Below are 25,701 nucleotides of genomic sequence, written 5' to 3' on the forward strand. Positions count from 1 at the left end.
ACAACCACTCCGTCATCCCGGACTTGTTCCGGGATCTATGCAAAAAGGCCGTGATTTCGAAACAACCATTGTTGGATGTTTCCTAAGATCCCGGATATGCGCTTCGCGATTCCGGGACGACAACCTCTTCGTCATCCCGGGCTTGTTCCGGGATCTATTCGAAAAGGCCGTGATTTCGAAACAACCATTGTTGGATGTTTCCTAAGATCCCGGATATACGCTTCGCGATTCCGGGACGACGGATGGAAATATCGCTTCGCAATTCCGGGACAGCGGTAGTAAGGGTTACGATATCCCGGATAAAAGAATTAAGCCCGGCTACCGGCGTTAGCCCACGCGCCTTTAGAAGAAGGTGGTGGAGCTTTGCCTTCGCTGCGAGGCTTATTGCCAGAACGCTTAGGAGCGCCAGAACGGCGGCGTGCGGCCTGCCCTTCTCTTGGCTTTTTAGGTTTCTTCGGCTTCTTAACCGTCGCCGCTTTAATTTTTACAGGATGTGTTGGCAACGGCTCGGAAGGCTCAAACCCTTCCAGGCTTTCACGTGGGATATTCTGTTTAATAAAGCTTTCGATATCGCGAAGTTCTGCCACTTCGTCAGCACACACCAATGACCAGGCGCGACCGCCCTCACCCGCACGACCAGTACGGCCAATACGGTGAACATAGTTAGCAGGTACATTCGGTAAGTCTAAGTTGATTACCGCAGGCAGACGGTCAATATCAATACCGCGCGCTGCGATATCGGTAGCCACCAGCACCTGAATAGTACCGTCTTTTAATGCACTTAGTGCTTTAGTACGTGCGCCCTGACTCTTGTTGCCATGGATCGCTGCACTGCGAATACCCGCCCCAGACAGCTTTCTGACCACTTTGTCGGCTCCGTGTTTAGTACGCGCAAACACAAGCGTTTGCTTGGCGTCGTTTTGCTTCAACAACGCAATCAACGCTGGAATTTTTTGTTGTTTATCTACCGCTACCAGCTTTTGTTCAATCACTTCAACGGTTGAGTTTTGCGGCGTTACCGACAACTTCACCGGATTATTGGTAACGGATTCAGCCAACGCCATTACGTCTGGCGCAAAGGTCGCCGAGAACAACAAGGTCTGGCGCTTGGCAGGAATAAGTTTCAAAATGCGTTTAATGTCGTGAATAAAGCCCATATCCAGCATGGTGTCGGCCTCGTCTAACACCAGGATTTCCAGCTCTTTCAGCGTTACAGCGTTCTGCTGATATAAGTCCAGCAAACGCCCGGGCGTGGCAATTAATACATCCGCGCCTTTTCGAAGTGCCATCATCTGCGGGTTAATACCCACCCCACCAAACACAACGGTACTTCTAATTCGCAAATCAGCGCTGTAGTCACGCACATTCTGACCTACCTGTGCTGCCAGCTCACGCGTTGGCGTAAGAATAAGCGCACGCACTCGTCCACCACGAACATTGCGCGGTGACTCAGACAAACGGTGTAACATTGGCAGTGAAAAGCCCGCCGTTTTACCAGTACCCGTTTGCGCAGACGCCAGTACATCCTGGCCGTTTAAAATAACCGGAATAACTTGCTGCTGGATAGGAGATGGTGTGGTGTAACCTTGTTTAGCAATAGCGCTAAGAATTGGTGCACAAAGCCCCAATTGGGAAAAAGACATTAAGACCTCAGATTGTATTTAGGGATGTAGAACAGAAGAGTGGCTGGCAGACGCAAGACGCGTCTGCCGGAGCGTAATTAGCGTACAACTACCTGAGCCGCTTGAGGGCCCTTGTTGCCTTGCTCAACTACAAACTCAACAGTTTGACCTTCAGTCAGGGTACGGAAACCTTCAGACTCGATAGCGCGGAAGTGTACGAATACGTCTTTGCCGCCGTCAGCTTGAGAAATAAAGCCAAAACCTTTGCTCTCGTCAAACCATTTTACTGTGCCAGTTGATTTATTAGACATAAATAAAGTCCTTACAAATTAATTAAAAGATAAAAGCCTAACGTGCAGAGAAACTATTGGAGCACTGGGGCGTAAATCGGTTGACGTTTATTTATGAATCGAAAGACGAACAAACAAAGAGTAAACAGATGTAGCAAACAAAGTGGAACGACATAGCACCTTCACAAGGCCGCGCGATAGTAACACTCATTTTCAGATCCACCTAGCACAATTTTTAATCGACACGATAAAGTCGGGTTGTTGGGGTGTTTTGTAAGATCCCGGACACATGTCATCTCGGGCTTGTCCCGGGACCTACTCAAAAAGGCCGTGATTTACAAACAATCTTTGCTGGATGTTTCCAAAGATCCCGGATATACGCTGCGCGATTCCGGGACGACGGATGGGGGACATTCCTGTGAATTTCAGGAGCGACAACCTCCCTGCGTCATCCCGGACTTGTTCCGGGACCTATTCAAAAAGGCCGTGATCTAAAAATAACCTTTGCAGGATGTTTCCTAAGATCCCGGAAATACGCTTCGCGATTCCGGGACGACGTGTGGGGAGATATCACTTCACCTTTTAGGGACGACAACCTCTCCGTCTTCCCGGACTTGTTCCGGGACCTGGCTTGCCCCGGGACCTTCGGGACGACGAATGTGTGAGTACGCCCCTCCCCGTCATCCTACCAACATTTCGTCATCCCGGGCTTGCCCCGGGACCTATTCAAAAAGGCCGTGATCTAAAAATAACCTTTGCTGGATGTTTCCAAAGATCCCGGATATGCGCTGCGCGATTCCGGGACGACGGATGGGGGACATTCCTGTGAATTTCAGGAGCGACAACCTCCCTTCGTCATCCCGGACTTGTTCCGGGATCTTCGGGACGACAACCTCTCCGTCTTCCCGGACTTGTTCCGGGACCTTGGCTTGCCCCGCATTCGCTGGGACAACGAAGCATGTAAAACTAAACAATCAACAACAACGTAGCAGCGGTAACCGCCCCCATTGTTAAATTAAACCCACGGCGGCGCTTGGGCGTGCTCAACCACACACGGATTTTGGAACCCGCACCGGCCCACAACGAAATGCTCGGAAAACCAATTAATGCAAAGGCAAGCATAATAACGGCACCCGACTGCACATAAAGCTCACCAGGCTGAGCAAACGTACTAACACTGCCCAGCGCCATCATCCAGGCTTTTGGATTAACGAACTGAAATAACGCACTTTCCCACCAGCGCAGCGGGCCTTTGTCTTCCCCTGCCACCACTTCAATTTCGCCCACCGGCGCACTGGCAATTTTGTAAGCCAGCCACAACAAATACAACGCGCCCACTACATTCAATACGGAATACAAAACAGGATACAACGAGAACAACATGCCAAGTCCAAGTAATACACTCAGCAGCAACACGGCTACCCCAAAAACAATACCCAGCATGTGAGGAATAGTGCGTGCGTACCCGTATTGTGCGCCCGACGCCAACAACATCACGTTATTTGGACCCGGGGTAACGGTGGTAATAAACGCGAAGGTACAAATTGCCAACACCAAAGAATGTTCCATAACACTTACTCCTCTTATCAATACACATGCTGAAATCCCTGACCGACCCATATTCACTTCGAAATACTTCTCAGCCAGTACGGAAATCGTACCCAGCGGCAAGCAAACGAGTTAGATGCAGACAACAAAAAATCACCACACACAATCTCTCAACAACCACAACTGTATGGCACTATTCGCCCAAATCTGTATGGTTATTTAAACCAAAAAGTCAGTGTATAGTAATGTGTATGGTTTCTTAGGGCATTTTCAGACACGTCATGACACTCTACGCACAACTGGCCGACCGGCTCAGAGAGCACATACAGCTTGGGGTTTTCCACGCTGGCGATAAACTGCCGTCAGTGCGCCAGTTAGCCAACGAGCACGGCGTGAGTATTTCTACCGTACAGGAAGCATACAGACAGCTTGAAATGGAGCAACTGGTAGAAGCCCGCCCCAAGTCAGGCTACTTTGTACCACAAAAGAATCCCCTCGTAACAATGCCACGTGTGTCCAGGCCACCGCAGCGACCTCTTGACGTATCCTTGTGGGAAGACGTACTCAGCATGTTGTTGAATCAGGGCAACGACGCTTTCTGTCAGTTTCAGCATGCCATGCCCGACATGGAAGCCAGCACCTTAAAACCACTGCTGAAATCCTTGTACGAGCTTAACAAAAACCGTCCTTTCGACGGCATGGTATACGGCGACGTGCAAGGCGACTACAGCTTGCGCGAACAACTTACCCGGCTGGCCGCTGCATCCGGGTGTCAGGTGCATCCAGACGAAATCGTGATCACCTCGGGATGTCAGGAGGCGCTGTCTGTATGCTTGCGCACTGTGGCCCAGGCTGGCGACATTATCGCTGTTGAATCACCAGGCTTTTACGGCGCCATGCAGGCCATTAAAGCCGCGAATCTCAAAGCCCTGGAAATCCCGACCGACCCCGCCAACGGTATGAGCATAGAAGCCCTGAAACTTGCTATAGACCAGTGGCCTATAAAAGCCATACTGGTTACGCCAACCGTGAATAACCCGCTGGGTTATGTAATGCCCGATGCCAAGAAAAAAGCCCTGTATCAACTGGCTCGCGAATACGACATTGCCATTATTGAAGACGATATTTACGGTGATATTGCCTTTGAATACCCCAGACCAAAATCGATTAAATCTTACGACGAAGATGGTCGCGTATTGCTGTGCTCGTCGTTCTCAAAAACCCTCGCGCCCGGCTTCAGAGTAGGTTGGATTGCTCCGGGTAAATACCGCAGCAAAGTTACCCATATTAAGTACGTCACCAGCTCCATGTGCCCCACTCTGCCACAACTGGCAATAGCCAGCTTTATTCGCCAGGGCGGCTACGACAAACACCTGCGCAATATGCGGCAAAAATACCGCAAGGCCCGCGACACCATGTTGAAAGGCATCAAGCAGTATTTTCCCCAAGGCACACTGGTAAGTTACCCGGAAGGCGGGTTTGTGTTGTGGGTTGAACTCCCCAGCCAATACGACGCCGTTAAACTGGCTGAACAAGCCAAAACAAAGGGCGTTATTGTGGCCCCAGGGCAGCTGTTTTCGGCTACAGGCAAATACCGCAACTGCCTGCGCCTGAATTACAACGACAAAGACAACGACACCCGCATGCGCGGGTTGAAGATTCTCGGGGAAATCATGCGGGCTATATAGCCCTTCTACGTCATCCCACCAACATTTCGTCATCCTTCCAACATTTCGTCTTCCCGGACTTGTTCCGGGACCTTAAGCTGTCATCCCGGACTTGTTCCGGGACCTTAGCTCGTCCCGGGACCCAAAGCCGTCATCCCGGACTTGTTCCGGGAACTAACAAAAAAAGCAACGAAGTAAAAACAACCACAACACGCAACTATCAAAGCGAATAAACAATATTACTTAGTAACCCACCACAAAATACGCTATATTTGGCAAACCCAAGCGCATAAATAACCCGGCACAGGACATGTCTGTTCAGGAAGAACTCACCACCAAACCACCAAAATCGAAATGGCTAATACCATTCCCAATTGTCCTCGTGATTGCGTTTTCTATACTGTCAGTATTATTTTTTATCCCAATTCCCCCATTTATTCAAAACAAACTGGGCAGCGCTATTCTAAACACCGGGCACATCATCTTCTTTTGCATGTTTGCTATAGGTTTTTACCGCTTTACCAAAGGCAAAAACCGCACGCGAATTCCACGCTTTCTGTTCATCGTATTTCTGCTAAGCGTTTTGGTTGAGTTATTGCAAAGCTCGGTGGGCAGAGCCTTTCAGTGGGACGACATACTGCGGAACATTCTTGGTACGATTTTGGGGATCAGCGTATTACTACACTTCCAACGACCGCACAAACCCCACTGGGCATTGCGAGTTTCATTAATGATTGGCATTTCAGTAGCCGTAGTTATAGAACGCATTCCCCTGTTCGAAAAACTCATGGCCATGTAATTACCGTTTGAAACAACACGCCTGTGTGAAAGGCCCTCGATTACTGGCATAGTAAGCAGTAACATATACCTAGCAGTAAAAAACAACATTAGTACACCCAACCCACTATGAATGTAAAAACTACCGCAATAAGCAAAGCCCCTTTATGTAAAACCCTCGATATTGCCGACGATCAACGCGTGTTCGTGGTAGGTGATTTAGACGGCGATTACCAAAAGTTGCAGGCACAGCTGAACAAGGTAAGTTTTAATCCACAGGAAGACGTACTCATTAGCCTGGGCGACATAATAGATCGCGGCCAGGACAGCGCAGAACTGGTTGAGTACTTTCAGGAAATTGGCGCGCATGTTGTGTTGGGGAACCATGAACACATGATGATGGAAGCCCTCATGAGCCGGGACTCCTTTGCAATGCGATTATGGACTCAAAACGGCGGCGCATGGCACCAGTCTGCGTCGGTGCAAACCCTGCTTTCACTGTGCAGATGGTTTATAAAACAGCCGTTGGCTATAAAACTCAATTACCAGGGTCACAAAATTGGTATATCCCATACCCTGCCCGTTACCTGGAGCTGGGAAAACATGCCGGGTAATACCGAAGCCTGCGTATGGCCTTTGTTATGGGACAGAGAACGTTTCCTAAAACGCAAACACAACGTTAACCACGGCGTAGACTTTTCAGTGCACGGCCATAACTCCACCCAGGTGTGCTTATGGATAGGCAACTCGTATCATATCGACACCGGCAGATACGGCCACCCTACGGTAATTAACTTGTCTGACACCATTGACGCGTTTAAGCAACTCTAACAGACAAGTTAGTCGCATGGATGTAGTTACAGGTCCAGGATAAACGTCATCACGAGATTAAAAAGAAACGTCATCCCGGGCTTGCCCCGGGACCTACTCAAAAAGGCCGAGATTTAAAAACAACCACCTCTTGATGCTCATAAGATCCCGGATATGCGCTTCGCGATTCCGGGACGACGGATGGGGGTAATGCTTCGCGCTTTTAACAACCACAGACGTTGGAAAAAAGAAACGTCTTCCCGGACTTGTTCCGGGACCTTGGCTTTCATAGGGACCTCAGCTTATTCCGGGGCCTCTACAAGCAGCAGCTCATACCGACTAAGGTCCCCGCCTTCGCGGGGATGACGGAGAAGTAAAAGGGATGACGAAGAAGTGGATGGGCGATGGAGAAAAGCGGGACGACAACCTCCCCCCTGTCATCCCGGGCTTGCCCCGGGACCTAAGCTTACCCAGAGTCCTACCCCTCCAAAAAAATGACGCTTCAAAAACGCCATTTCTTATTCAAACGTAGTGCAGTTCTGTAACCTAACCTCTGAAGTTATCCTGGTTCTCTAGGAACCAGTCAAATGCGTGCTTCAGCCCATCTTCCAGGTTATAGGTATGCTTCCAGCCAAGCGCATGCAAACGAGAAACGTCCATCAGCTTTCTCGGAGTTCCGTCAGGTTTCGTGGTGTCCCACACTATATTGCCTTTAAACCCAGTAACTTTGGCTACAGTTTCTACAAGCTCTTTAATTGTGCAGTCTTCACCAGTACCCACGTTTATATGGCTTAGCATCGCTTCCGTGTTTTCATCATAAGTCGCTTTATCGAGCTCCATTACGTGAACACTGGCAGCTGCCATATCATCAACGTGCAAAAACTCGCGCATTGGCTTACCACTCCCCCATGCAACCACTTCAGCATCGCCGCGCTGCGCTGCTTCATGAAAACGGCGTAATAGTGCCGGAATAACATGCGAGTTTTCAGGATGAAAATTGTCGTTTGGCCCATACAGATTTGTTGGCATTACTGAGCGATAATCTCGTCCATATTGGCGGTTATAGCTTTCACACAGTTTTATGCCGGCTATTTTAGCAATCGCATATGGCTCGTTGGTTTCTTCTAACGTTCCCGTTAGTAACGCTTTTTCTGTCATTGGCTGTTCGGCCAACTTGGGATAAATACAACTGGAACCTAAGAACAACAATTTCTGAACATCATTCGCATGAGCAGCATGAACAATGTTGGCTTCAATCATTAGGTTTTCATAAATGAATTCTGCAGGGTAAGTATTATTGGCGTGAATGCCTCCCACTTTAGCTGCCGCCAAATACACTTCATCAATGTTGTTATTGGCAAAAAACTCACTCACTGCCTGCTGACAGGTTAAATCAAGCTCAGCACGAGTACGTGTAATAATATGCACGCCACCACGTTTTTCCAGGTTGCGAACAATAGCCGCACCAACCATGCCTCGGTGCCCAGCCACAAAAACCGTTTTCATATGATTATCCTTAATGCAAAAGGCCTCTTTCGAGGCCTTTTAATTGTCTGGTTTACCGGATTATTCTTTTGCTACCGCTACAGAGTAACCATGCTGTTTAAGCAACGCATGTTGCTTGGCTTTTTCCAAATCAGATGCCACCATTTCAGCACACATTTCTTCAACTGTAATTTCAGGCACCCAACCCAACTTTTCTTTCGCTTTGGTTGGATCTCCAAGCAACGTTTCTACTTCAGCCGGACGGAAATATGCAGGGTCAACCTTAACGATTACATCACCAACTTGTACACCAGGTGCCTTTTCTGCATCAACTGCAGTTACCGTAGCAATTTCGTCTACGCCTTCCCCTGTGAACTCAACCGTGATACCTGCTTCTGCACAGCTCATACGAACAAATTCACGAACCGATATTTGCTTGCCCGTGGCAATAACAAAATCTTCGGCATTGTCTTGCTGAAGCATCATCCATTGCATACGAACATAATCTTTGGCATGTCCCCAATCGCGCAATGCATCCATATTTCCAAGATACAAGCAAGGTTCCAGGCCTTGAGCAATATTAGCTATACCTCGAGTAATCTTGCGAGTTACAAAGGTTTCACCACGGCGTGGCGATTCATGATTAAACAAAATGCCGTTGCACGCATACATGCCGTAAGACTCACGATAGTTAACCGTGATCCAGTACGCATACATTTTCGCTACGCCGTATGGTGAACGTGGGTAAAATGGAGTTGTTTCTTTCTGCGGAATTTCCTGTACTAAACCGTAAAGCTCAGAGGTTGAAGCCTGATAAAAACGGGTTTTCTTTTCCAGCCCCAAAAAGCGTATGGCCTCTAATAAACGCAGCGTACCGATGGCATCTACATCCGCAGTATATTCAGGTGCTTCAAACGACACTGCAACATGAGACTGAGCCCCAAGGTTATAGACCTCGTCAGGCTGAATCTCCTGCAAGATCCTAGTTAGGTTTGAGGTATCAGTTAAGTCACCGTAATGTAAGTGAAACTTTGGGTTATCGTTGTGGGGATCTTCATAGATATGGTCAACACGTTCTGTATTGAACAAAGAAGCACGACGCTTGATACCGTGAACCTCGTATCCTTTCTCCAATAAAAATTCGGCTAAATATGAGCCATCCTGGCCGGTAACACCGGTAATGAGCGCTTTTTTCATCTTACTTCTCTTTAAATCCAATGAGACAAATTCCTTGTGCGAGACTATACCAAAATTCAGGAAGTGAAAACCACTCACATCAGCAAACTGTTGTTCAAATTACATGGTGTCTTCAACACAATCTTTTATGGAGTTAACAAGTATCAGGCCAACTCGGTTCAACTATAAAATCATAGATTGTGAAAAATGGGCAAAAACCATGTTTACAGCAAGAATTTGAACAGTATTATAAACCATCACACTACTGTAAGATGTTGGATAGATAATTGCATCGGGGTACAGAAAAGGACTTTTGTAGTGCATTAGCAGCGTCACCATGCAAGTTTTTATGCAATACGCGCTAAAATGTTGCAATATGTAGCACTTAATTGGTGCAGGTAATAATGAATACTCAACAGGGATCACAGTGACTAGAAGTACATCTCAAACTGCTAACGATCCGGCAGTTAAAAGTTTACTGGATCGAATGCCTCCCGAGGTAGCCGAGTCTTTTACCGAAGAGCAACTTGCGCACTTGCACAGCGCACTTGGGGCTCGAAGTTGGAAAAAGCACTCTGTAGACTTACGTTCTACCTTTCCAATTCCTTTCATTAGGCGCCGAATCTATTTCGTATTACTGATGGGACGTAACCGTAGGGATTTAACTCGCCGGGAAAAGCAAATTTCAGCAGTAACATTGGCGTTACTGGTTGCTGCATTTATATGTCTTTCAACGATATTTGGATTGCTTGTACTTTATTTAATTAAATGGAAACTTGGTATCAATTTATTTGATAATTATTCCTTTGAATTTGGACATTGGTTTTGGGATTTATGGAAGTAAAAATGTTGCACAATAAAATAAAATTTTTAGCAGTTAGTTTAGCTCTAACTTCGACATTAAATATTGCGCAGGCAGAAGAAATTGACAGAGGATTTTCTGGTAAAATCGATTCATCAGTAGTTTATGACGATAATATATATAGACTAAACAAAGATTTAGCAAAAGATGACACATATTTCAATTTATCTCCAACCGCCAGCCTTATAGGCGGCTTTGGTAAACACGTTTTTAAATTGAACTATGTCGGTGATTATGCAAAGTTCTCAAATGAATCGGACGCTGATTTTTACGATCACGACTTTCGCGGATTATTTGAGTTCGATCACACAAGTAAACTAAATTCTAAATTTGAAGCCGGATATCAATACGAACACGAGGACCCTGGAACGATAAACCGAGTTCAGTTAGACATCACTGAATATAACAAATATTCACAAAACTACGTCGCCATGAGTTTATCCTATGGCAGAATTGATTCTACAGGAAGAGTGACAGCTGAGTACAAAAAGACTGAACGAGACTACAAAAACAACTCATCAGATTTTCTAGATTTCAGCGGTCATCAAATACTTACCAGGTTTAATTATAGAGTTGCAGCTAGAACTAGGTTGTACCTTGAATTGTTGAAAGCAACTTACGATTACAAAGAAGTTTTAACTTTTCAGCTTGATAATTCACTCAATCTTTATAGAGCCGGTGTTGCTTGGGATTTTACAAATAAATTAAGCGGTGATATCAACGTAGGCTATCAAGATAGAGATTATGACCAACCTGACATTCAAGATATAAGCGGACTTGCATATTCTGGTAATGTCAACTGGTCAATTAACACGTATACCGACTTAAAATTAAACGCAATTAGGGAGTCAATCGATTCATCACTAGAACAAACAGGCGGATTTTTGAGAACGACATATGGCATAGATTTTTCTCACAAACTAACTCCTTTAGTGAAAATAAATTTGAAATCATTTTATATCAATGACCAACTTGTTTTTTCTTCACAACGTGAGGACAAAAGGAAGAACTTTGAGTTCAACATTGAATATAAAGTCTCTCATTCATTTGAAATAGCCTCGTACTATATCTTCGAGAAAAGAGACTCGACTTTTTCTTTGGCTGAGTTTGAAGCTAATACTATTGGGCTATCTTTTAATTTATTGTTTGGAAATTAGAAGTTTTATTATGAATATTAAATTCTCTCACCCTTTATCTTTATTAGTTTTTCTAATAACTTTTCTGACATCACAATCGAACGCTCAAGAACTATCAGATTATCGCCTTAGCTCAGATGATGTAATTTCAGTAAGTGTATTCGATGAGCCAGATTTAAGTCTAAAAGAAACTAGAATATCCAGTGCAGGTACGATTGCAATGCCTTTAATCGGCCAGATTTCTGTTAAAGGTTTAACTATTGTCGAAGCGGAAAAAGAGATCGCGCGACTATACCGAGGCGATTATTTAAAGAATCCTGATATCAATATTACAATAGTAGAATACAGGCAATTTTACGTTAACGGAGAAGTTGAAAAACCCGGAGGCTATAGTTATCGAGAAGGTATGACTGTTCAAAGGGCTATAACCTTAGCTGGCGGATTTACGGAAAGAGCTTCGCGAAGCAAGATATATATTATAAGAGAAGGGTACGATAATAAACAACTAAATGTCAGCTTAACAACAACGGTAAATCCAGGTGATGTTATTACTGTCGAAGAAAGTTTTTTCTAAATGGATTTATGAGGCTATCTAGTGATGCAGAATGACGAATTAATAAAAAGCTCAGCTCAGCAAGAAGGTGATACAATTGATTTATCGCAATATGTTAGAATTGTTAAAAGAAGAAAGTGGAGTATCTTTTTAATTATCATAGCGTTTTTAATTTTTGGCGTATTTTATATATCAAACTCAACACCGATCTACCAAGCCAACGCAAAAATACAAGCAGATCCAATACAGCCCAATTCAAGCCCACAAGATCAATTTGTGATGAATTCGATGGTATTTTTGTTTTACGAAACACAATACGAAATCATTCAATCACGAAAAGTGGCGGAATCTGTAGTAGAAAAATTAAAACTCATTGAGAAGTTTAAAAATGAACAAGAAGAGTTAAAAGCGAAACCTGAAGAAGAAAACTTTTTTTCATTTATAAAAGAAATCCCTAAAGTTTTCGCAAATGAAGAAAAAGATAAAGGCGAAACACAAAAAGCTTTAACAGACCAACAACTTAAAATATTTCTTGCGAGAAACATTCAGGCTAATCTAAGTGTTACTGGGGGGACTCAAAGTCAAATTATAAATATATCATACCAAGATAAAGATCCTGTATTAGCTTCAGAAATAACGAACGCAATTAGCGAGGCATATATAGAATTTGGATTAGAATCAAGGCTTAATCAGATTAAGGATACTGCGAAATGGCTAAGCGAACAACTTGATGAGCTGAGGTTTACTCTACAGCAGTCCGAAGACAAGCTAAGGGAATTTAGAACATCACAGAACCTTATAGATACTGAGCAACAACAAAGAATAGCTAATACCCAACTTCAGACGCTAAACACCGAGCTTGTAAGAGCACAAACTCAGCTTTCTGAGGCAGAGGACCTATACCGTCAAGTAATGCAAATCGAAAATAATGGCGGAGATTACCGTTCCCTTGGTCCAGTCTTGCAGAGCAACACAATTCGTGATTTAGTTCGAGAAGAAAGCCAATTAACTAGAAAGGTTCAAGAGCTTAGCGAAAGATATGGTGAAAAACACCCAAAAATGATAGCTGCACGTTCAGACTTAAATAGTGCAATAAGCAATTTGGATCGAGAAGCAGCCAAAATTGTAGAAAATATTAAAAAGCAGTATAGATCAGCTCAGTCTCAAGAAAAGAGTATTCGAGACCTAATCAGAAAAACAACAGATGGGTTACAAAAATACCAAGGCAACAGTTTCGAACTTACACGGTTAGAACGGGAAGTTGAAAATAATCGACGTGTATATGAGAATTTCCTTGGTAAACTCATGGAAGCTGATGTTTCGGGTGACTACGATGCATCAAATATCAGAGTTATCGATAAAGCAACGGTGCCTGACTATCCAATCAAACCCAGAGGATTAGTGATTTTAGCTGCTTGCACAATTTTCGGATTATTCTTTGGAACAATCTTAGCCTTTGTCAGAGAATTAATGGGTAACGTGTTTAGAACCCCCGACCAACTTGAACAGGAGCTTGGTCTACCTTCACTGGGTGTTACTCCATTAGTGAAGAGAAAGAAAGGCACTGTAGAGCCTGAAAAGCAGTATATTGCAGATCAACGCAGTACTTTTGCTGAAGCAATTAATACTATTCGAACGGGTTTGATTTTCTCCAACATAGACAACCCCCCAAAATCTATATTGATCACTTCTACTAATGGGTCAGAGGGGAAAACGACTCTTGCAATTAACTTAGCTGTAGCATTGAGCCAAATGGACAAGACTCTTTTAATCGAAATGGATTTACGCAAGCCCGCTGTGGGTAAAGACTTAGAAATTAAAGCCGATATGGGCCTCAGTGACCTGCTAAGCGGTAAGACTGATACAAACGTATTCCACCAGGTGGAAGGGGCACCAAACCTCAGCGTTATTACTTGTGGTACCATTCCGCCAAACCCAATGGAACTTATATCCAGTAAGCGCTTTGCAAACCTTTTGCATTCGCTGCGAGACCGTTTTACTCACATAGTTATAGATAGCCCGCCTACTCTACCAGTGAGCGATTCTTGTGTATTGGCTAAAATGGTAGATGCCACAATAGTGGCGGTTAAAGCAGAAGAAACCAAAATAAGTATGGCAAAAGAAACCATAACACGCTTAAAGAAAGTAAACGCCACAATAACAGGTGTAGTACTTACTCAGGCTTCACCACAAAAGATGAGTTACTATGGCGAGCATTACTATCAGGATAGTTATTATGGTATGGAAGGTAAAATAAGTTAGTTACTTATTTTCAGAAAACTGTTTTGTCCTCAAAGCAACCCGCCAACACGGGTTGCTCTCCGTGATTAAATTAAAGAGGTTTGGGATTTGCTACTATCAAAGCAGCAATTAGATCTTGCCAATATTATAAATCAAAAAATAATAAACGAATCAATCGCTAAAGCCTCAGTTGAAGCGATGATAGAAAATGGCATTTGCTCTTTAGTTCTACAAAATAATAACGTTCAAAAAATACCATCAAATAAACTGGATTTTTTAAGAAAAATAGATAGAAATCTCCAAATAATTCACAACCTGCAACTAAACTGTCTAAAAGATGTATTTTTAACTCTAAATAACGAACACATAACCTTTATAGTATTGAAAGGTTGGGCATTAAGCTACGAGATTTACAGCCAACCGCATCATCGCCCAAAAACCGACATTGACATCTTTATCGAAGCAAATAGCAAAGAAAGGGTTAAAGCCATTTTACAAAATCTTGGCTTTTCAAACCCAAGAGGTTGGGAACCTGAAGCTATTATTAAACAATTTACAATGCGTAAAGATATTGTACGTAATGTTTATGTAAGTATTGATATTCATTTGGAGATATCAGACGACAAAAATATTCAAAGATCTTTAACGTGGAAATTAATTTACTCTGGTTCTAAAGTAAACGAAACTATTAATGTACGATTCCCAAATAGAACAACATTGTTAACACACGCAATATTTCACCTCTTACATCATCGTGCAGGAGGGGACTTCGTAAAACTAATCTGGCTTTATGATATAAATTTGTTAATTCAGAAAATGACTGATAATGAAAGCAACAGTTTTATCAAACTCATTGAGCATCTGGGTTTTGTTGTACCAGTAAGGTTTTTACTATCAGACATCAGCTCAATATTTCCCAATAAAAGAAGTCGGCTATTGTTGGAACGCATGAAAGAGTTGCCTCAAATTAACAATTATGATTATTTAATAAATCCCCCTTCCATCTTTAAACATCAATTAAGAAAACTACAGCAGGCAAAAGGAATAAGAGAAAAAATCACTATAATTAAAGAGACACTCTTCCCGCCTAAAGAAGAAATTTATAGAAAATATGGACGCTTAAAGACAATATACCTCCCATATTGGTACATAATTCGAATAATACATGGCTTAATGAAATACATAAAAAATAATAAATCTTGAAGCGAGACTGTAAGATTTTCTGTGTAAGTGGCGGTTTGTCATAGTGATACGCGATCACTATAAATAATCATAAACTGACTCATTGCTGCTTTCCAATCTCTTATTGGCATTGTCCACTTCTTCGATATCTGATGAAGTGCCAGATACAGTATCTTCATCACTGAGTCGTCAGTTGGGAACGACCTTCTGGTTTTGGTGATTTTTCGCAGACTGGCATTCAGGGATTCGATTGCATTTGTGGTGTATATGACTTTTCGGATTTCCGGTGGATAGTCGAAGAACACACTCAGACGTGCCCAGTTATTTCGCCATGACAAGCTAATCGTTGGGTGTTGGTCATCCCACTTCTCTGCGAATTCTGCCAGGGCTGACCTTTCCCCTGAATTAGCACCAATCTTCCGATGAGATTTTCATATTATGCTGCCCGTTTTGCATACTTAACAGGCGGCAGATAATTCAATGAGCTATGTGGTCGAACGTTATTGTAATGTTCGCGCCATAGATCAATTTCATACCTGGCTTCATCCAAGGTTCTGAACCAGTGTTGGTTCAGGCATTCATTTCTAAATTTGCCGTTTAAGCTTTCGACAAATGCATTCTGTGTTGGTTTACCTGGCTGGATAAATCCCAGCTCAACACCTGTTTCTTTACTCCAGAAGAACATCGCCTTGCTGGTGAACTCTGTACCGTTGTCGCAAATCACCTTTTTAGGCTTTCCCCGTAGCTCAATCAGTTGGCTGAGGAAACGAGCGACTTGTCGTCCGCTAATCGAAACTGATACAAGTTGGCCAACCATTTCTCTAGAGAAATCATCAACCACGTTCAGAACACGAAACCGCCTACCGCTGCTTAGTTGGTCTGATACAAAATCCATAGACCAGCGTTGATTCGGTGCGGAAGGCACCTCTATTGGCTGTCTTGGTCGCGTTAGCTTTTTACGCTTCTTAGTGCGTACCTGTAGCTCCTCTTCGGTGTAAAGGCGATAAGTATGCTTGCGATTAACAACCAGGCCTTCTCCTTTGAGCAAACCATGAAGCATTAAATAACCGTATCGCGGATACTGCGACGCCAGTTCCTTCAGACGTAAACGAACTGAATCATCAGACTTATCTTTTTGGCAGTAGCGAAATCCTGTTCTGCTAACACCAGCAAGCTTACAAGCCACCCGTTCACTGAGCTTAAATACATCAATCAAATAGCGGGCGACAGGCTTTCTTGCTGCTGGCGTTACCACTTTTTTGAAAGCACATCCTTCATCGCTTCCACTTCTAAGAGCTTGTCAGCCAGCATCTTCTTCAGCTTGTTGTTCTCAGACTCAAGCTCTTTTAGGCGCTTCGCTTCGTTGACTTCCATGCCCGCATACTTGCTCCGCCAATTATAGAAAGTCCCAGACGAGATACCCATCTCGCGGCAGATGTCGTCCACCTTTGCGCCAGCTTCATGCTGCTTGATGGCTTTGATGATTTGCTCTTCGCTGTAGCGTTTTTTCATTTTGAGATCTCCATTGTCTCCAGTTTATTGGAAATCTCATCAATGTCATGGTGTTATTTTGGGGGGAAAGGTCAATTACGGACAACCAGAACTTAGCCCCTTCGGTTTGTGCCATCCATAACCCCAGCAGTTCCTTCTCGCCATCGGTATTAATTCCCAGTGCCAGGTAAACAGATTTGTTCTGCACCGCACCAGAATCCCGGCTACGTACTACCAAACAATCCAGATAAACGACAGGGTATAACGCGTCTAATGGACGTTGCTGCCATTGCTTTACCTCATCCATCACTTCATTGGTTACTTGAGAGATAAAAGTCGGCGAGACTTCTACGCCGTAGGATTCCTCGAAATGCGCCTGAATATCACGGGTTGTCATACCTCGCGCATACAACGAGATAATCCTGTCATCAAAACCATTTAGTTGTTTTTCACCTTTTTTGACTAACTTGAGCTCAAAGCTATCATTTCGATCACGAGGAATATCCAACTCTATTTCACCGTGAACAGAGCGTATTTTTTTGCTGGTTTTACCGTTTCTGGAGTTGCCGGAATTCTTGCCTTCGAGTGCATGTTTAGCATAACCAATATGCTGTTCCATCTCGGCATTTAGTGCGCGTTCAGCAACCTTTTTGGTAAGTTGCTTAAGTAGTCCGGCTTCGCCGAGGATGTCATCGGGAGAATCACAGCCTTCTAGAAGCTGATCGATAAGTTTGTCTGATATTGGCATTCTATATTTCCTTTCAACAGATTAAGAATGCCACTTACACAGATTTTTTTACACTCTCCTTGAAGCTGCCTAATGTATTGTTTTCCGCAATTCCTGCATGAAACGCTTTACAATGACTTCTCTGTCCAGATGAGATTCAGCATATTCACGTGCAATTTTATTGTACCCATGTTCACTTTTAATATGAAGAGAGTCAAAAATAGCTTGAACTAATGCTGCTGAATTTTCAGGTTCAATCAATTTGTAAATCCCAGGATATTGCCTAGCTAATTGGCCAAGTTCAGTATCAATATCAGCAGTTACGATAGCCATACCACCTGCAGATAAAATATTGGTTAATTTTGACGGCAACACAGCATCAGCAGCGCCTTTACGTTGTATAACAAGATGGAGATCTGCCATTGACAACAACGAGGGTACATTACACCAATCTTGTAATGGCAAAAACCTAACGTTATTTAATCTATTCTTTTGAGCGGCCCCTTTTAAAACATCTACGTGAGCACCAGTCCCAACAAAAAGAAACAATACATCTGGTCGTGAAGTAAAAGATTTGGCAGCTTCAATTACTATCTCAAGTCCTTGCTTTTTACCAATATTGCCAGAGTATAAAATTATCTTATCAAATTTTTCTAGACCCAATTTTTTCTTCAAAGACTTGCCACAAGTTTGAGGTGTAACAAAATTAATGTCTGCCCAATTAGGAAGAAATATCAATCTATCTTTATCAACACCTTTATTCTGAGCAATAGATAACATGCTATGCGAGATTGTTGAAACGCAATCAAACTTCTTTAGAAACCAAGTTTCAACCTTACTCAGAAACCACTTAATTTTGGAACCTTTAGCCATCCCTAAACCAAGCATTGCATCTAATTCAAAATCTTGAATATGCATAATAGATTTAGCACCAGTGATTTTGCAGTATAATAAAGTGAAGGGCACACAAAAAAACGTAGGCTGAATAAGAAATACAACATACGGTCGCTTCTTAATAAGAAAACCTAAACGAATAGCTGAGCTAACAGCAAAACTCAAGAGATGTAAAATTCGCTTTAAAGTTGTCACAGTTTTCGGGACGTATAGCGGGCAGCGATAAACTGTGACACCATCTACTATTTCAGTACTAAAATTCGAGTAAGAGTACCCGGAACGTTTTCCCCACTCGGGGTAATATGGTGGCGCAGTTATCACTGAAACATCCACATCCATATTTGAAAGTGTGGCGGTCAATTCTCCGTTGTATTTACCTATCCCTGTCAGTTCCGGTGAATAATTTATTGAATACAAGAATAATTTCATTAAAGTACCCTGCTTCTAACTGACGCAGCAGGATTACCAACGCACAAAGACATTTTAGGTAAATCAGAATATACTGAACTCCGAGCACCAACTACACAACCTCTACCGATTGTTACACCGGGACCTATAAACACGTCCGTTGCAACCCAAGCCTCATCCAAAACAACAATCGGTTTTGCATAAATATCGAAAGACTCTGAATTATAGTCATGGGAACCAGTACAAAGATAGCTTCTTTGAGAGATTACGCTATTGTTACCAATCTGAATATTCCCTAACGTGTAGAGTACAACGTCATCACCTATCCATGCAAAATCTCCTATTGTTAACTTCCATGGATAAGTAATTTTTACCGAAGGCCTGATAACTACACCACTACCAATTTTCGCACCGAATATTCTAAGTAGAAATCTTCTCCAAGAATATGCAAATTGTGGTGACCATGCAAATATGCTCTTTTGGACCATCCACCATAATTGAACTTTGAATGCTGAAGCTCCTCGGAATCCTTTTGGAATTTTAAATTTACTTAGATCTTGAATTATCAACTTATTTACCCAATTCACTTATTAAAGAATTTAGTGCAAGACGTGATTTTAAAAACAACTCATCATAAGCTTGTATACGATCAATTACTTGCTGGTCTTTCAGCTTTTGAGTAACAATATCGCTTTGAATAAAATCGGCTATTTCGACAACTGATATAGAGGATGTATCAAATACAAAACCACCAAGAGAGGATGTTTGAGAAGACATACACCCCTTAGAACTTGTTATTAATAAAGTACCCGATTTTGCAGCTTCATATAAAACTAAGGGCTCTGCCTCATTAGAGTAATTTGAAATAAAAATGAAAATATCTATTTTCCCAAAGTACTGAATTTTTGAATCACCATAAAGAGAACCCAAGTATTCAAAGGATTGAAATTCAGTGAGATTTTCAATTGGAGTTATAAGTTCATTGCTTATAATGGGGCCAGCAAGCGAAGCTCTAAAGCTATAACCTCTTGAAATAAGTTCTTTAACGACATCTAAAAAAAACCCAGTGCCTTTTTCCACAGTGAGGTTAGCCAGATGACCTACAGTAAGGCCAGTTTTAGCCTTTACTGGCTCTCCATTAGACGGCCCCTGAAATGCTAGGTTAGAAACAATTCTTATCTCAGAAGCATCAACACTATACATACTTTGTAATCTAGACTGCATCTCAACACCAAGAACTACATGGACACAACTCCCTTTTGTAATTTTTATTATCAAATTAAACAGTCTGCTTTTTCTATTGAAATATGAAAAGGAATGATGGTGGATGTATATTTTTTTGTTAAAGCACAATGCACAAACTAAATATGCAATGTCATAAACCTGTCCCCAACCGCCATTTATAGAACGATAAACGACCGAGATGTTCTTGAAATAAATCAAATTAAAAAACAATCTGAGAAGACAAAAGAGATGGAAAAATGGTCTAAAAGGACGAAAAAATATACCTCTACAAAATTTATACAAGATGGAAGGACTTGTATTAATAAAAAGACAGTCTATTTTGTGACCCTCGATTTCACTTTTGAGAGCACTATTAATAGCCGACATACCATGATGTGGTAACGGTAAATCTGCTAGAAATATCATAAGTTCATTTTAACCTTCTACTAAGATAAAAAAGTACACCAAATGTAAGTGGAATAAATGCCAGTTGCATAAATACCATAAAATTATTAAACAAATCTGCTTTCGCAATATTAAAAAACCGTACAGACAAAATTGATATAACCAAAATCCAAATTGCTGGTAACAAACGAGCCCGGGTCATTTTTTCGACTTTGTATACAAACCAACCACAAATCAAACTAACAAAAATGGCCCCAAAATATCCAAAATTTAAAATTAGTTCCACAAACCAAGATACAACGTACTCCCCTCCTAGAGAGTGATAGTAGTGCTCAGGAAAGAATGTTTGAGTAAACTCAGTCATACCTCCCCTAGGTTTGCCTTCCCAAATGGCACGAGGAATAAAAGAAGTAAAGCAGCTCAAAATAGTTTTTCCGTACAACAAATCAAAGTTCGGTCTTGATAATACAGTCATTAACGCGTCAAACTGAACGAAATCACCACCATCAACTATAAAGTCAAATATTCCAATTGTCTTTTCTAAAAGTAAATCTGAAATATTCTTGTTAGAGTTCTCCGCAAATGAAACGTCCCTTAAAACTACTCGGTACAGAACGCCAAAAAATAAGAATATAAAAGAGAAAAACAGAACTAACTTTATTTTTAAGTCTTTCCTCGGTGAACCATTTATATATAAGAATATAAAAAATACATTTATCAATAAAAAAAGAATATTAGAACGCCCCCCCAAAGATGCGTATAAAACAATCATTAATAAAATAAAAAAGACATCCTCAGACTTTATTCGTCGATATAAAACAAGGCTATTATAAACTTTTACTAACAACAGAGAATGCAAGAAAAAGAAAAGTGTCATAAAATAAAATGCAAAAGGTCCGAAAACATCCTTGAGTAATACATGTCGTAAACCAAGTGAATTGTAATAATTTATCAAACCGACTCTTAAAATAATAATAGAAAAGAAGGCAAGAGCAAGCGCGAAAAATGCTACATAGCACAGAAGTCTAACGTTACCAGGCAAAATAGCATTACCTAAATATCGAATATTTATATCGGAATTTTCAACTTTCTTATTTCTAAACGATTCGAGGATAAAAGGAAACAAAACTACCAGAACAAAAACCATACTCAATATGGAAGCTACGAAAAATTCACTTTCAGAAGTGTAGAGCGTATTTTTATTTATAAACTCAACACTCCATTCGTTTTTCCTAACAATATAGACAGGACGTAAAACGTACATTACAAACAACCCAACACTCAGTAAAGATGCAGGACTGAATATCCATACTCTACTTCGCTTAGATGATTGAACAAACGAAAGTATTGTAAATATTGCAGTAATGAATATTGCAATAAATGATAATTTAATCATTTAATTACTTCTTTCAAGTCTTGTCTAATAGATTCTTCTGGATAATCATAGGTAAAATTTGAGTGAATATTTAGAAGTAATCTTTCTAGCAGTTCATCAGGTTTAAATGTTTTGATATCCAATGCATTGTCACCAAGGCCAACGACCTCTAAGGTACCAGCAGTTTTAGGTTGATAGGCTAGAGCTATTGGTGGTAAATTTCCATTAATAGCAAAAATCGCAGAATGCATTCTTGACGCAATAAATAGGTCATTACGTGCATATTCTCTTATTATCTCCTCGTGTGAAAGCTTGTTTATTCTCACAACCTTTGATTCTAAGCCAGAAACGATAAGTGATTCACAAAGTAAGTTTGAAACATAAAGATCACTATCATTCTCACTCACATCAACTTGAGGATATATTTTTACGACGATACTTTTTTTGTGTTTTACTGATAAATCTTTTAGTGCGATTTTTATCTTCTCTAGATATTCAATTATAGAATTCCAATCATCGCCTCTCGAAGCGAATCTCCAGTCAAGTACAGTAACACCAACATTTATTATATCTCCGGTAGATGAATGCTTCTTAACGTCAAACCATTTGCATAAAGCGATATCAGGCAATAATTTAATATTTTTCTTTCTAGAAAAATTTTCTAAAGACCTACTTTCTCTTAAATAGAGTCTACTTATTTTACTAAGGACAAACTCCGAAATAAATTTATCAATTTTGTGGTTGAACGGCCCGACGCTTTGAGGGAAACCTATTACACACTTTTTTAACCTTACACCGACATAATAGTGAAATAGAGAATTAATCAGCCCTAAACCCAATGGTCCCTTTACTGAAGAGTATAAATAACCACCACCAACGGAAATAATCACGTCTGCATTTCGAAACAATCTAAAGTCACTATGACCTGGTACCGATATTAGCTTTAATAGACTTAGTAGCCCATCAATATATTTTGCGATGAAATTTTTTCTTCGCTTTATGTTCCAAATAGGCTCTACCGATTCAACATTATATCTAGAATAAAAGGACTTGTTTTCTTCATAAGAACCGCTCATTACACTTATCTTTGCATTTGGATAGTCTTTTTTAAGAAGATTTATCATTGCTACAACAATTCCAGAGTCTCCGAGATTCTTAAAAGAATAAGCATTAATCAACAATATATTTCTTATTTCCATTTTTTTTCCATAAAATCATGATACATATAAAAAAGGCAAGATATGGTATTATTATAAGAATTAAATAATCGTAAAAACTCAACTTGCCAATTAATTCAAAAATATAAAATGCAATACTCATCAATAATATAGAAAATAAATGGGCGTGCATGATTTTTCTAGTTGATTTGATGAATCTAAAATATACAACCTCAATTTTAGTCGAGTTGTATAAAATCAATGCAACTCCAAAAACTAAAACTTGAAGTAACTCCACGCTAAATGTGAAGTAATATTGAAGCACAATAGTTATTAAAACCACTGCCACCGCGGATAAAACTGAAAGTTTTAGCACTTGGAATTTTTCACTTTGATAATTTAATTCTAGATAATTCAAGTCATTTGACATTTTTCTTGATAAAGAATTTTCGTAATACAAACCAACAACTGAAATTAGAGATGCAAAGTTTTGAGAAACCCTCAACTTTTCTAAAGCTCTAGAACTTAACTCTGATTCTAAATATAAATATATTCCTTGAGTATAAGCCCAAAAAGCACCAAGTCCAATCAATAGCGGAGATGAGAATACAATTATTTTCCTTAATTCTTCTGATTTAAACTTAAGCTTTAAATCAGGATAAATTGAAATCAGGGCAACTGCACACATCGAAATCCCAGCATAAAACATAACGTTTAATATTGATACACCAACCACTTTACCCAATACAATGATAGTTAAAATCAAAAAATACGATATAGCAGTAATGCATAATTGCTTTATAATAGTATTTTTTAATATGGAACTTCTTCTTACTATGTCAGACAACATCCAACCAATGGATAACGTGATATATGAGATGAAATAATGAAAATCATATTTCATAATAATCGGCAAACCTATAAATACCGGGATCGCTATTATCATAATCAATGATACTGTTAATTTATTAGTAAATGTATCTTCGTAGTTAATAGTAGTAGACGAAATAAAATATGATGATATGCAGGCTGCGCCAATTAACATGTTTGCTGTGACAAACGTAAATACAACTAAGAAAACTCGAAATTCATCCGAGGAATATAGCAAGCTCACTATATTAATAGCAATAAAGCTAAAAGCACTAAATATTACTTGCTCAATGAGCATTGCAGATTTTTTCAATCTAGACTCAGTAAACATTCTTACCCACAAATCCTTTAAACACCGTAAACACTACAATCTTAAAGTCCATCCATATACTCCAGTTACGAATGTACTCTAAGTCGTACTTTATACGCATTTCCATTTTTTCTACGGTATCAGTTTCACCGCGCCACCCGTTTACCTGCGCCCAGCCGGTTATGCCTGGTTTCATTTTGTGGCGTAACATGTAGTAAGCCACTTTCTTGCGATATTCTTCGTTGTGGCTCACCGCATGAGGCCGAGGCCCGACTACCGACATAGTGCCTTGTATCACATTAAAGAATTGAGGGAGTTCGTCCAGGCTGGTTCTACGTAAAAATGCACCGAACTTGGTAACGCGTGGGTCATTTTTGGTGGCTTGTTTGACTACTTCGCCGTTATCCATAACGCGCATAGAACGGAACTTCCATACTTTGATTTTCTTGCCATCCATGCCATAGCGGTCTTGCTTAAACAATACCGGGCCAGGTGACGTAATTTTGATAAATGCTGCGATTATAAGCATTGGTAGCGCAATTACAGTAAGAATTGAAAACGCCAGGAATAAATCTTCTATCCGTTTCATTATGCTGTAACCCCCCCTCATAGGGCTGTCGTATACGCTGATTGTTTGAATTTCTCCTACGTGCCCCATTCGAGAGTGCAGTAAGTTGAAGGTAAATACATCCGGCACAATGTGCACGTCTACCGTAGTATCCCCCAATTCTTTTAGAATATTCTCTATACGTGCTTTGTTGGTAAGCGGGAGTGCTACAAACAGAATTTCTATTTTGCCTTCCTGGGCTAATCTAACGCCATCGGCAATACCGCCCTCGAGTTTGTGCAGAAACTTTCCGTCTAACCGTTCAGGTGCGCGTTCATCAAATACAGCGGTAAGCTTATAGCCTGATTCGGGGTAGTTAACTATTTCATTTGCCAGGTCTAAGCCGCGCTTGGTTAAACCAATAATGCCAACTGAGCGGGTGTTGTAGCCCTTTTTTCGAATGGAAATAAGGAACTGTCTGAAGATTGCGCGCCATAAGCAAAGCAGTGTTGTGGTGCTTATAATCCACAGGCCCAAAGTTACCCGCGAGAAGTATTCGGTTTGCTTGGTGAAGAATAAAAATAAGAAGAGTGGGAACAGCGTGAGTAGCCAGCTACTTACGGTGTAAAACAACATTTCTTTGAAGGAGCCGTTTCGCCAGGAACGGTACAATACGAAGAGTTCAGCAAAGAAGAGATACGCCATGTTAGAGATAAGACCTAACACAAAGTATCTGACATCGAACTTGCCGATATACGCGAATGCAGAAACAGCTAAACACAGCTGGATAATTAAAATATCAATCAGTCGGTATACGAAGGCAAACTGATTAATATTATTGCGAATGAATCCGCCGTTTTCGTTCATTAACTACCATCCCTTGGTAAATTCCAATACTACATGAATGCGCTTGTTGGCGATTGTAATGGTAATGTCTGTTAGTG

The 25,701-nt window shown here is 41.2% G+C and carries 21 protein-coding genes and 2 pseudogenes; 8 read left to right on the forward strand and 15 right to left on the reverse strand.

Features of this window, described 5'->3' with window-relative positions; all coding sequences use genetic code 11:
- Positions 1 to 308: 308 nt before the first annotated feature.
- The 3 genes from BUB81_RS06385 to BUB81_RS06400 form a co-directional block, all read right to left on the reverse strand.
- Complete coding sequence (locus tag BUB81_RS06385; protein ID WP_073319994.1) at positions 309 to 1,643, reverse strand: DEAD/DEAH box helicase; 1,335 nt, start codon at positions 1,641 to 1,643, stop codon at positions 309 to 311.
- 77 nt (positions 1,644 to 1,720) lie between these two features.
- A complete protein-coding gene (gene cspE / locus BUB81_RS06390) occupies positions 1,721 to 1,933 on the reverse strand; it encodes a transcription antiterminator/RNA stability regulator CspE (RefSeq protein ID WP_073319997.1) in 213 nt (70 codons plus the stop codon).
- Between the two features lie 945 nt (positions 1,934 to 2,878).
- The gene (locus BUB81_RS06400) at positions 2,879 to 3,481 is read right to left on the reverse strand and encodes a LysE family translocator (RefSeq protein WP_073320003.1); all 603 of its coding nucleotides are present in this window, start codon (positions 3,479 to 3,481) and stop codon (positions 2,879 to 2,881) included.
- Between the two features lie 260 nt (positions 3,482 to 3,741).
- Here BUB81_RS06400 and BUB81_RS06405 point away from each other — a divergent pair, with 260 nt between their 5' ends.
- The 3 genes from BUB81_RS06405 (at position 3,742) to BUB81_RS06415 (ending at position 6,735) form a co-directional block, all read left to right on the forward strand.
- On the forward strand, positions 3,742 to 5,148 hold the full coding sequence (locus BUB81_RS06405; protein ID WP_073320006.1) for an aminotransferase-like domain-containing protein: 1,407 nt from the start codon (positions 3,742 to 3,744) through the stop codon (positions 5,146 to 5,148).
- A 289-nt stretch (positions 5,149 to 5,437) separates the two neighbouring features.
- Positions 5,438 to 5,926 carry a VanZ family protein gene (locus tag BUB81_RS06410; RefSeq protein ID WP_073320009.1) on the forward strand — a complete coding sequence of 163 codons (489 nt, stop codon included), beginning with the start codon at positions 5,438 to 5,440 and terminating at the stop codon, positions 5,924 to 5,926.
- Positions 5,927 to 6,033: 107 nt separating this feature from the next.
- Positions 6,034 to 6,735, forward strand: a complete 702-nt coding sequence (locus BUB81_RS06415; protein ID WP_073320012.1) for a metallophosphoesterase — start codon at positions 6,034 to 6,036, stop codon at positions 6,733 to 6,735.
- Between the two features lie 525 nt (positions 6,736 to 7,260).
- Here BUB81_RS06415 and fcl read toward each other — a convergent pair.
- Positions 7,261 to 8,220 carry a GDP-L-fucose synthase gene (gene fcl, locus BUB81_RS06420; protein WP_073320015.1) on the reverse strand — a complete coding sequence of 320 codons (960 nt, stop codon included), beginning with the start codon at positions 8,218 to 8,220 and terminating at the stop codon, positions 7,261 to 7,263.
- Between the two features lie 60 nt (positions 8,221 to 8,280).
- Positions 8,281 to 9,396 carry a GDP-mannose 4,6-dehydratase gene (gmd, locus tag BUB81_RS06425; RefSeq protein WP_073320018.1) on the reverse strand — a complete coding sequence of 372 codons (1,116 nt, stop codon included), beginning with the start codon at positions 9,394 to 9,396 and terminating at the stop codon, positions 8,281 to 8,283.
- A gap of 406 nt (positions 9,397 to 9,802) precedes the next feature.
- Here gmd and BUB81_RS06430 point away from each other — a divergent pair, with 406 nt between their 5' ends.
- From BUB81_RS06430 to BUB81_RS06450, 5 genes are all read left to right on the forward strand, one after another.
- Positions 9,803 to 10,219: a 3-phosphoshikimate 1-carboxyvinyltransferase gene (locus BUB81_RS06430; protein ID WP_175555774.1), complete on the forward strand. Its 417-nt coding sequence runs from the start codon at positions 9,803 to 9,805 to the stop codon at positions 10,217 to 10,219.
- 2 nt (positions 10,220 to 10,221) lie between these two features.
- Positions 10,222 to 11,394, forward strand: a complete 1,173-nt coding sequence (locus tag BUB81_RS06435) for an outer membrane beta-barrel protein (RefSeq protein ID WP_073320024.1) — start codon at positions 10,222 to 10,224, stop codon at positions 11,392 to 11,394.
- Positions 11,395 to 11,404: 10 nt separating this feature from the next.
- On the forward strand, positions 11,405 to 11,947 hold the full coding sequence (locus BUB81_RS06440; protein ID WP_073320027.1) for a polysaccharide biosynthesis/export family protein: 543 nt from the start codon (positions 11,405 to 11,407) through the stop codon (positions 11,945 to 11,947).
- A 24-nt stretch (positions 11,948 to 11,971) separates the two neighbouring features.
- The gene (locus BUB81_RS06445; RefSeq protein WP_073320030.1) at positions 11,972 to 14,188 is read left to right on the forward strand and encodes a GumC family protein; all 2,217 of its coding nucleotides are present in this window, start codon (positions 11,972 to 11,974) and stop codon (positions 14,186 to 14,188) included.
- Positions 14,189 to 14,275: 87 nt separating this feature from the next.
- Complete coding sequence (locus tag BUB81_RS06450) at positions 14,276 to 15,370, forward strand: nucleotidyltransferase family protein (protein WP_073320032.1); 1,095 nt, start codon at positions 14,276 to 14,278, stop codon at positions 15,368 to 15,370.
- A gap of 38 nt (positions 15,371 to 15,408) precedes the next feature.
- Here BUB81_RS06450 and BUB81_RS06455 read toward each other — a convergent pair.
- The 10 genes and pseudogenes from BUB81_RS06455 to BUB81_RS06505 form a co-directional block, all read right to left on the reverse strand.
- Positions 15,409 to 15,738, reverse strand: a pseudogene (locus BUB81_RS06455) (transposase); the annotation flags it as partial.
- Between the two features lie 47 nt (positions 15,739 to 15,785).
- Positions 15,786 to 16,861 (reverse strand): IS3 family transposase gene (locus BUB81_RS06460; protein WP_139241516.1). Its coding sequence is split into 2 segments (ribosomal slippage): positions 15,786 to 16,612 and positions 16,612 to 16,861, totalling 1,077 coding nucleotides; the frame shifts between segments, so codons are not numbered across the junction.
- Positions 16,862 to 16,931: 70 nt separating this feature from the next.
- Positions 16,932 to 17,588 (reverse strand): annotated as a pseudogene (locus tag BUB81_RS06470) (IS256 family transposase); the annotation flags it as partial.
- Positions 17,589 to 17,657: 69 nt separating this feature from the next.
- A complete protein-coding gene (locus BUB81_RS06475) occupies positions 17,658 to 18,890 on the reverse strand; it encodes a WcaI family glycosyltransferase (RefSeq protein ID WP_073320040.1) in 1,233 nt (410 codons plus the stop codon).
- Positions 18,890 to 19,438 (reverse strand): putative colanic acid biosynthesis acetyltransferase, encoded by a 549-nt coding sequence (locus BUB81_RS06480; protein ID WP_281250807.1) that lies wholly within the window; start codon positions 19,436 to 19,438, stop codon positions 18,890 to 18,892. The genes BUB81_RS06475 and BUB81_RS06480 overlap by 1 nt, the downstream gene beginning before the upstream one ends.
- A 1-nt stretch (position 19,439) precedes the next feature.
- Positions 19,440 to 20,093: a glycosyltransferase gene (locus BUB81_RS22110; protein WP_175555775.1), complete on the reverse strand. Its 654-nt coding sequence runs from the start codon at positions 20,091 to 20,093 to the stop codon at positions 19,440 to 19,442.
- A gap of 430 nt (positions 20,094 to 20,523) precedes the next feature.
- Complete coding sequence (locus BUB81_RS06490; protein ID WP_073320046.1) at positions 20,524 to 21,894, reverse strand: O-antigen polymerase; 1,371 nt, start codon at positions 21,892 to 21,894, stop codon at positions 20,524 to 20,526.
- Positions 21,891 to 23,072: a polysaccharide pyruvyl transferase family protein gene (locus BUB81_RS06495; protein ID WP_073320049.1), complete on the reverse strand. Its 1,182-nt coding sequence runs from the start codon at positions 23,070 to 23,072 to the stop codon at positions 21,891 to 21,893. Before BUB81_RS06495 ends, BUB81_RS06490 begins: the two co-directional genes overlap by 4 nt.
- Positions 23,044 to 24,213, reverse strand: a complete 1,170-nt coding sequence (locus BUB81_RS06500; protein ID WP_175555776.1) for a hypothetical protein — start codon at positions 24,211 to 24,213, stop codon at positions 23,044 to 23,046. The genes BUB81_RS06495 and BUB81_RS06500 overlap by 29 nt, the downstream gene beginning before the upstream one ends.
- Before the next feature lie 7 nt (positions 24,214 to 24,220).
- Positions 24,221 to 25,624, reverse strand: a complete 1,404-nt coding sequence (locus BUB81_RS06505; protein ID WP_084526280.1) for an undecaprenyl-phosphate glucose phosphotransferase — start codon at positions 25,622 to 25,624, stop codon at positions 24,221 to 24,223.
- Positions 25,625 to 25,701: the final 77 nt, after the last annotated feature.

This window comes from Marisediminitalea aggregata, assembly GCF_900129565.1.
Taxonomy (GTDB): Bacteria; Pseudomonadota; Gammaproteobacteria; order Enterobacterales; family Alteromonadaceae; genus Alteromonas; species Alteromonas aggregata.

Excerpts from the sequence above, each read along its gene's own strand:
- BUB81_RS22110 (WP_175555775.1), bottom strand. The coding sequence starts at position 20,093 with ATGCAGTCTAGATTACAAAGTATGTATAGTGTTGATGCTTCTGAGATA.
- BUB81_RS06490 (WP_073320046.1), bottom strand. The coding sequence starts at position 21,894 with ATGATTAAATTATCATTTATTGCAATATTCATTACTGCAATATTTACA.
- BUB81_RS06505 (WP_084526280.1), bottom strand. The coding sequence starts at position 25,624 with ATGAACGAAAACGGCGGATTCATTCGCAATAATATTAATCAGTTTGCC.
- BUB81_RS06415 (WP_073320012.1), top strand. The coding sequence starts at position 6,034 with ATGAATGTAAAAACTACCGCAATAAGCAAAGCCCCTTTATGTAAAACC.
- BUB81_RS06405 (WP_073320006.1), top strand. The coding sequence starts at position 3,742 with ATGACACTCTACGCACAACTGGCCGACCGGCTCAGAGAGCACATACAG.
- cspE (WP_073319997.1), bottom strand. The coding sequence starts at position 1,933 with ATGTCTAATAAATCAACTGGCACAGTAAAATGGTTTGACGAGAGCAAA.
- BUB81_RS06495 (WP_073320049.1), bottom strand. The coding sequence starts at position 23,072 with ATGGAAATAAGAAATATATTGTTGATTAATGCTTATTCTTTTAAGAAT.
- BUB81_RS06440 (WP_073320027.1), top strand. The coding sequence starts at position 11,405 with ATGAATATTAAATTCTCTCACCCTTTATCTTTATTAGTTTTTCTAATA.
- fcl (WP_073320015.1), bottom strand. The coding sequence starts at position 8,220 with ATGAAAACGGTTTTTGTGGCTGGGCACCGAGGCATGGTTGGTGCGGCT.
- BUB81_RS06445 (WP_073320030.1), top strand. The coding sequence starts at position 11,972 with ATGCAGAATGACGAATTAATAAAAAGCTCAGCTCAGCAAGAAGGTGAT.
- BUB81_RS06400 (WP_073320003.1), bottom strand. The coding sequence starts at position 3,481 with ATGGAACATTCTTTGGTGTTGGCAATTTGTACCTTCGCGTTTATTACC.
- BUB81_RS06435 (WP_073320024.1), top strand. The coding sequence starts at position 10,222 with ATGTTGCACAATAAAATAAAATTTTTAGCAGTTAGTTTAGCTCTAACT.
- BUB81_RS06475 (WP_073320040.1), bottom strand. The coding sequence starts at position 18,890 with ATGAAATTATTCTTGTATTCAATAAATTATTCACCGGAACTGACAGGG.
- BUB81_RS06385 (WP_073319994.1), bottom strand. The coding sequence starts at position 1,643 with ATGTCTTTTTCCCAATTGGGGCTTTGTGCACCAATTCTTAGCGCTATT.
- BUB81_RS06410 (WP_073320009.1), top strand. The coding sequence starts at position 5,438 with ATGTCTGTTCAGGAAGAACTCACCACCAAACCACCAAAATCGAAATGG.
- gmd (WP_073320018.1), bottom strand. The coding sequence starts at position 9,396 with ATGAAAAAAGCGCTCATTACCGGTGTTACCGGCCAGGATGGCTCATAT.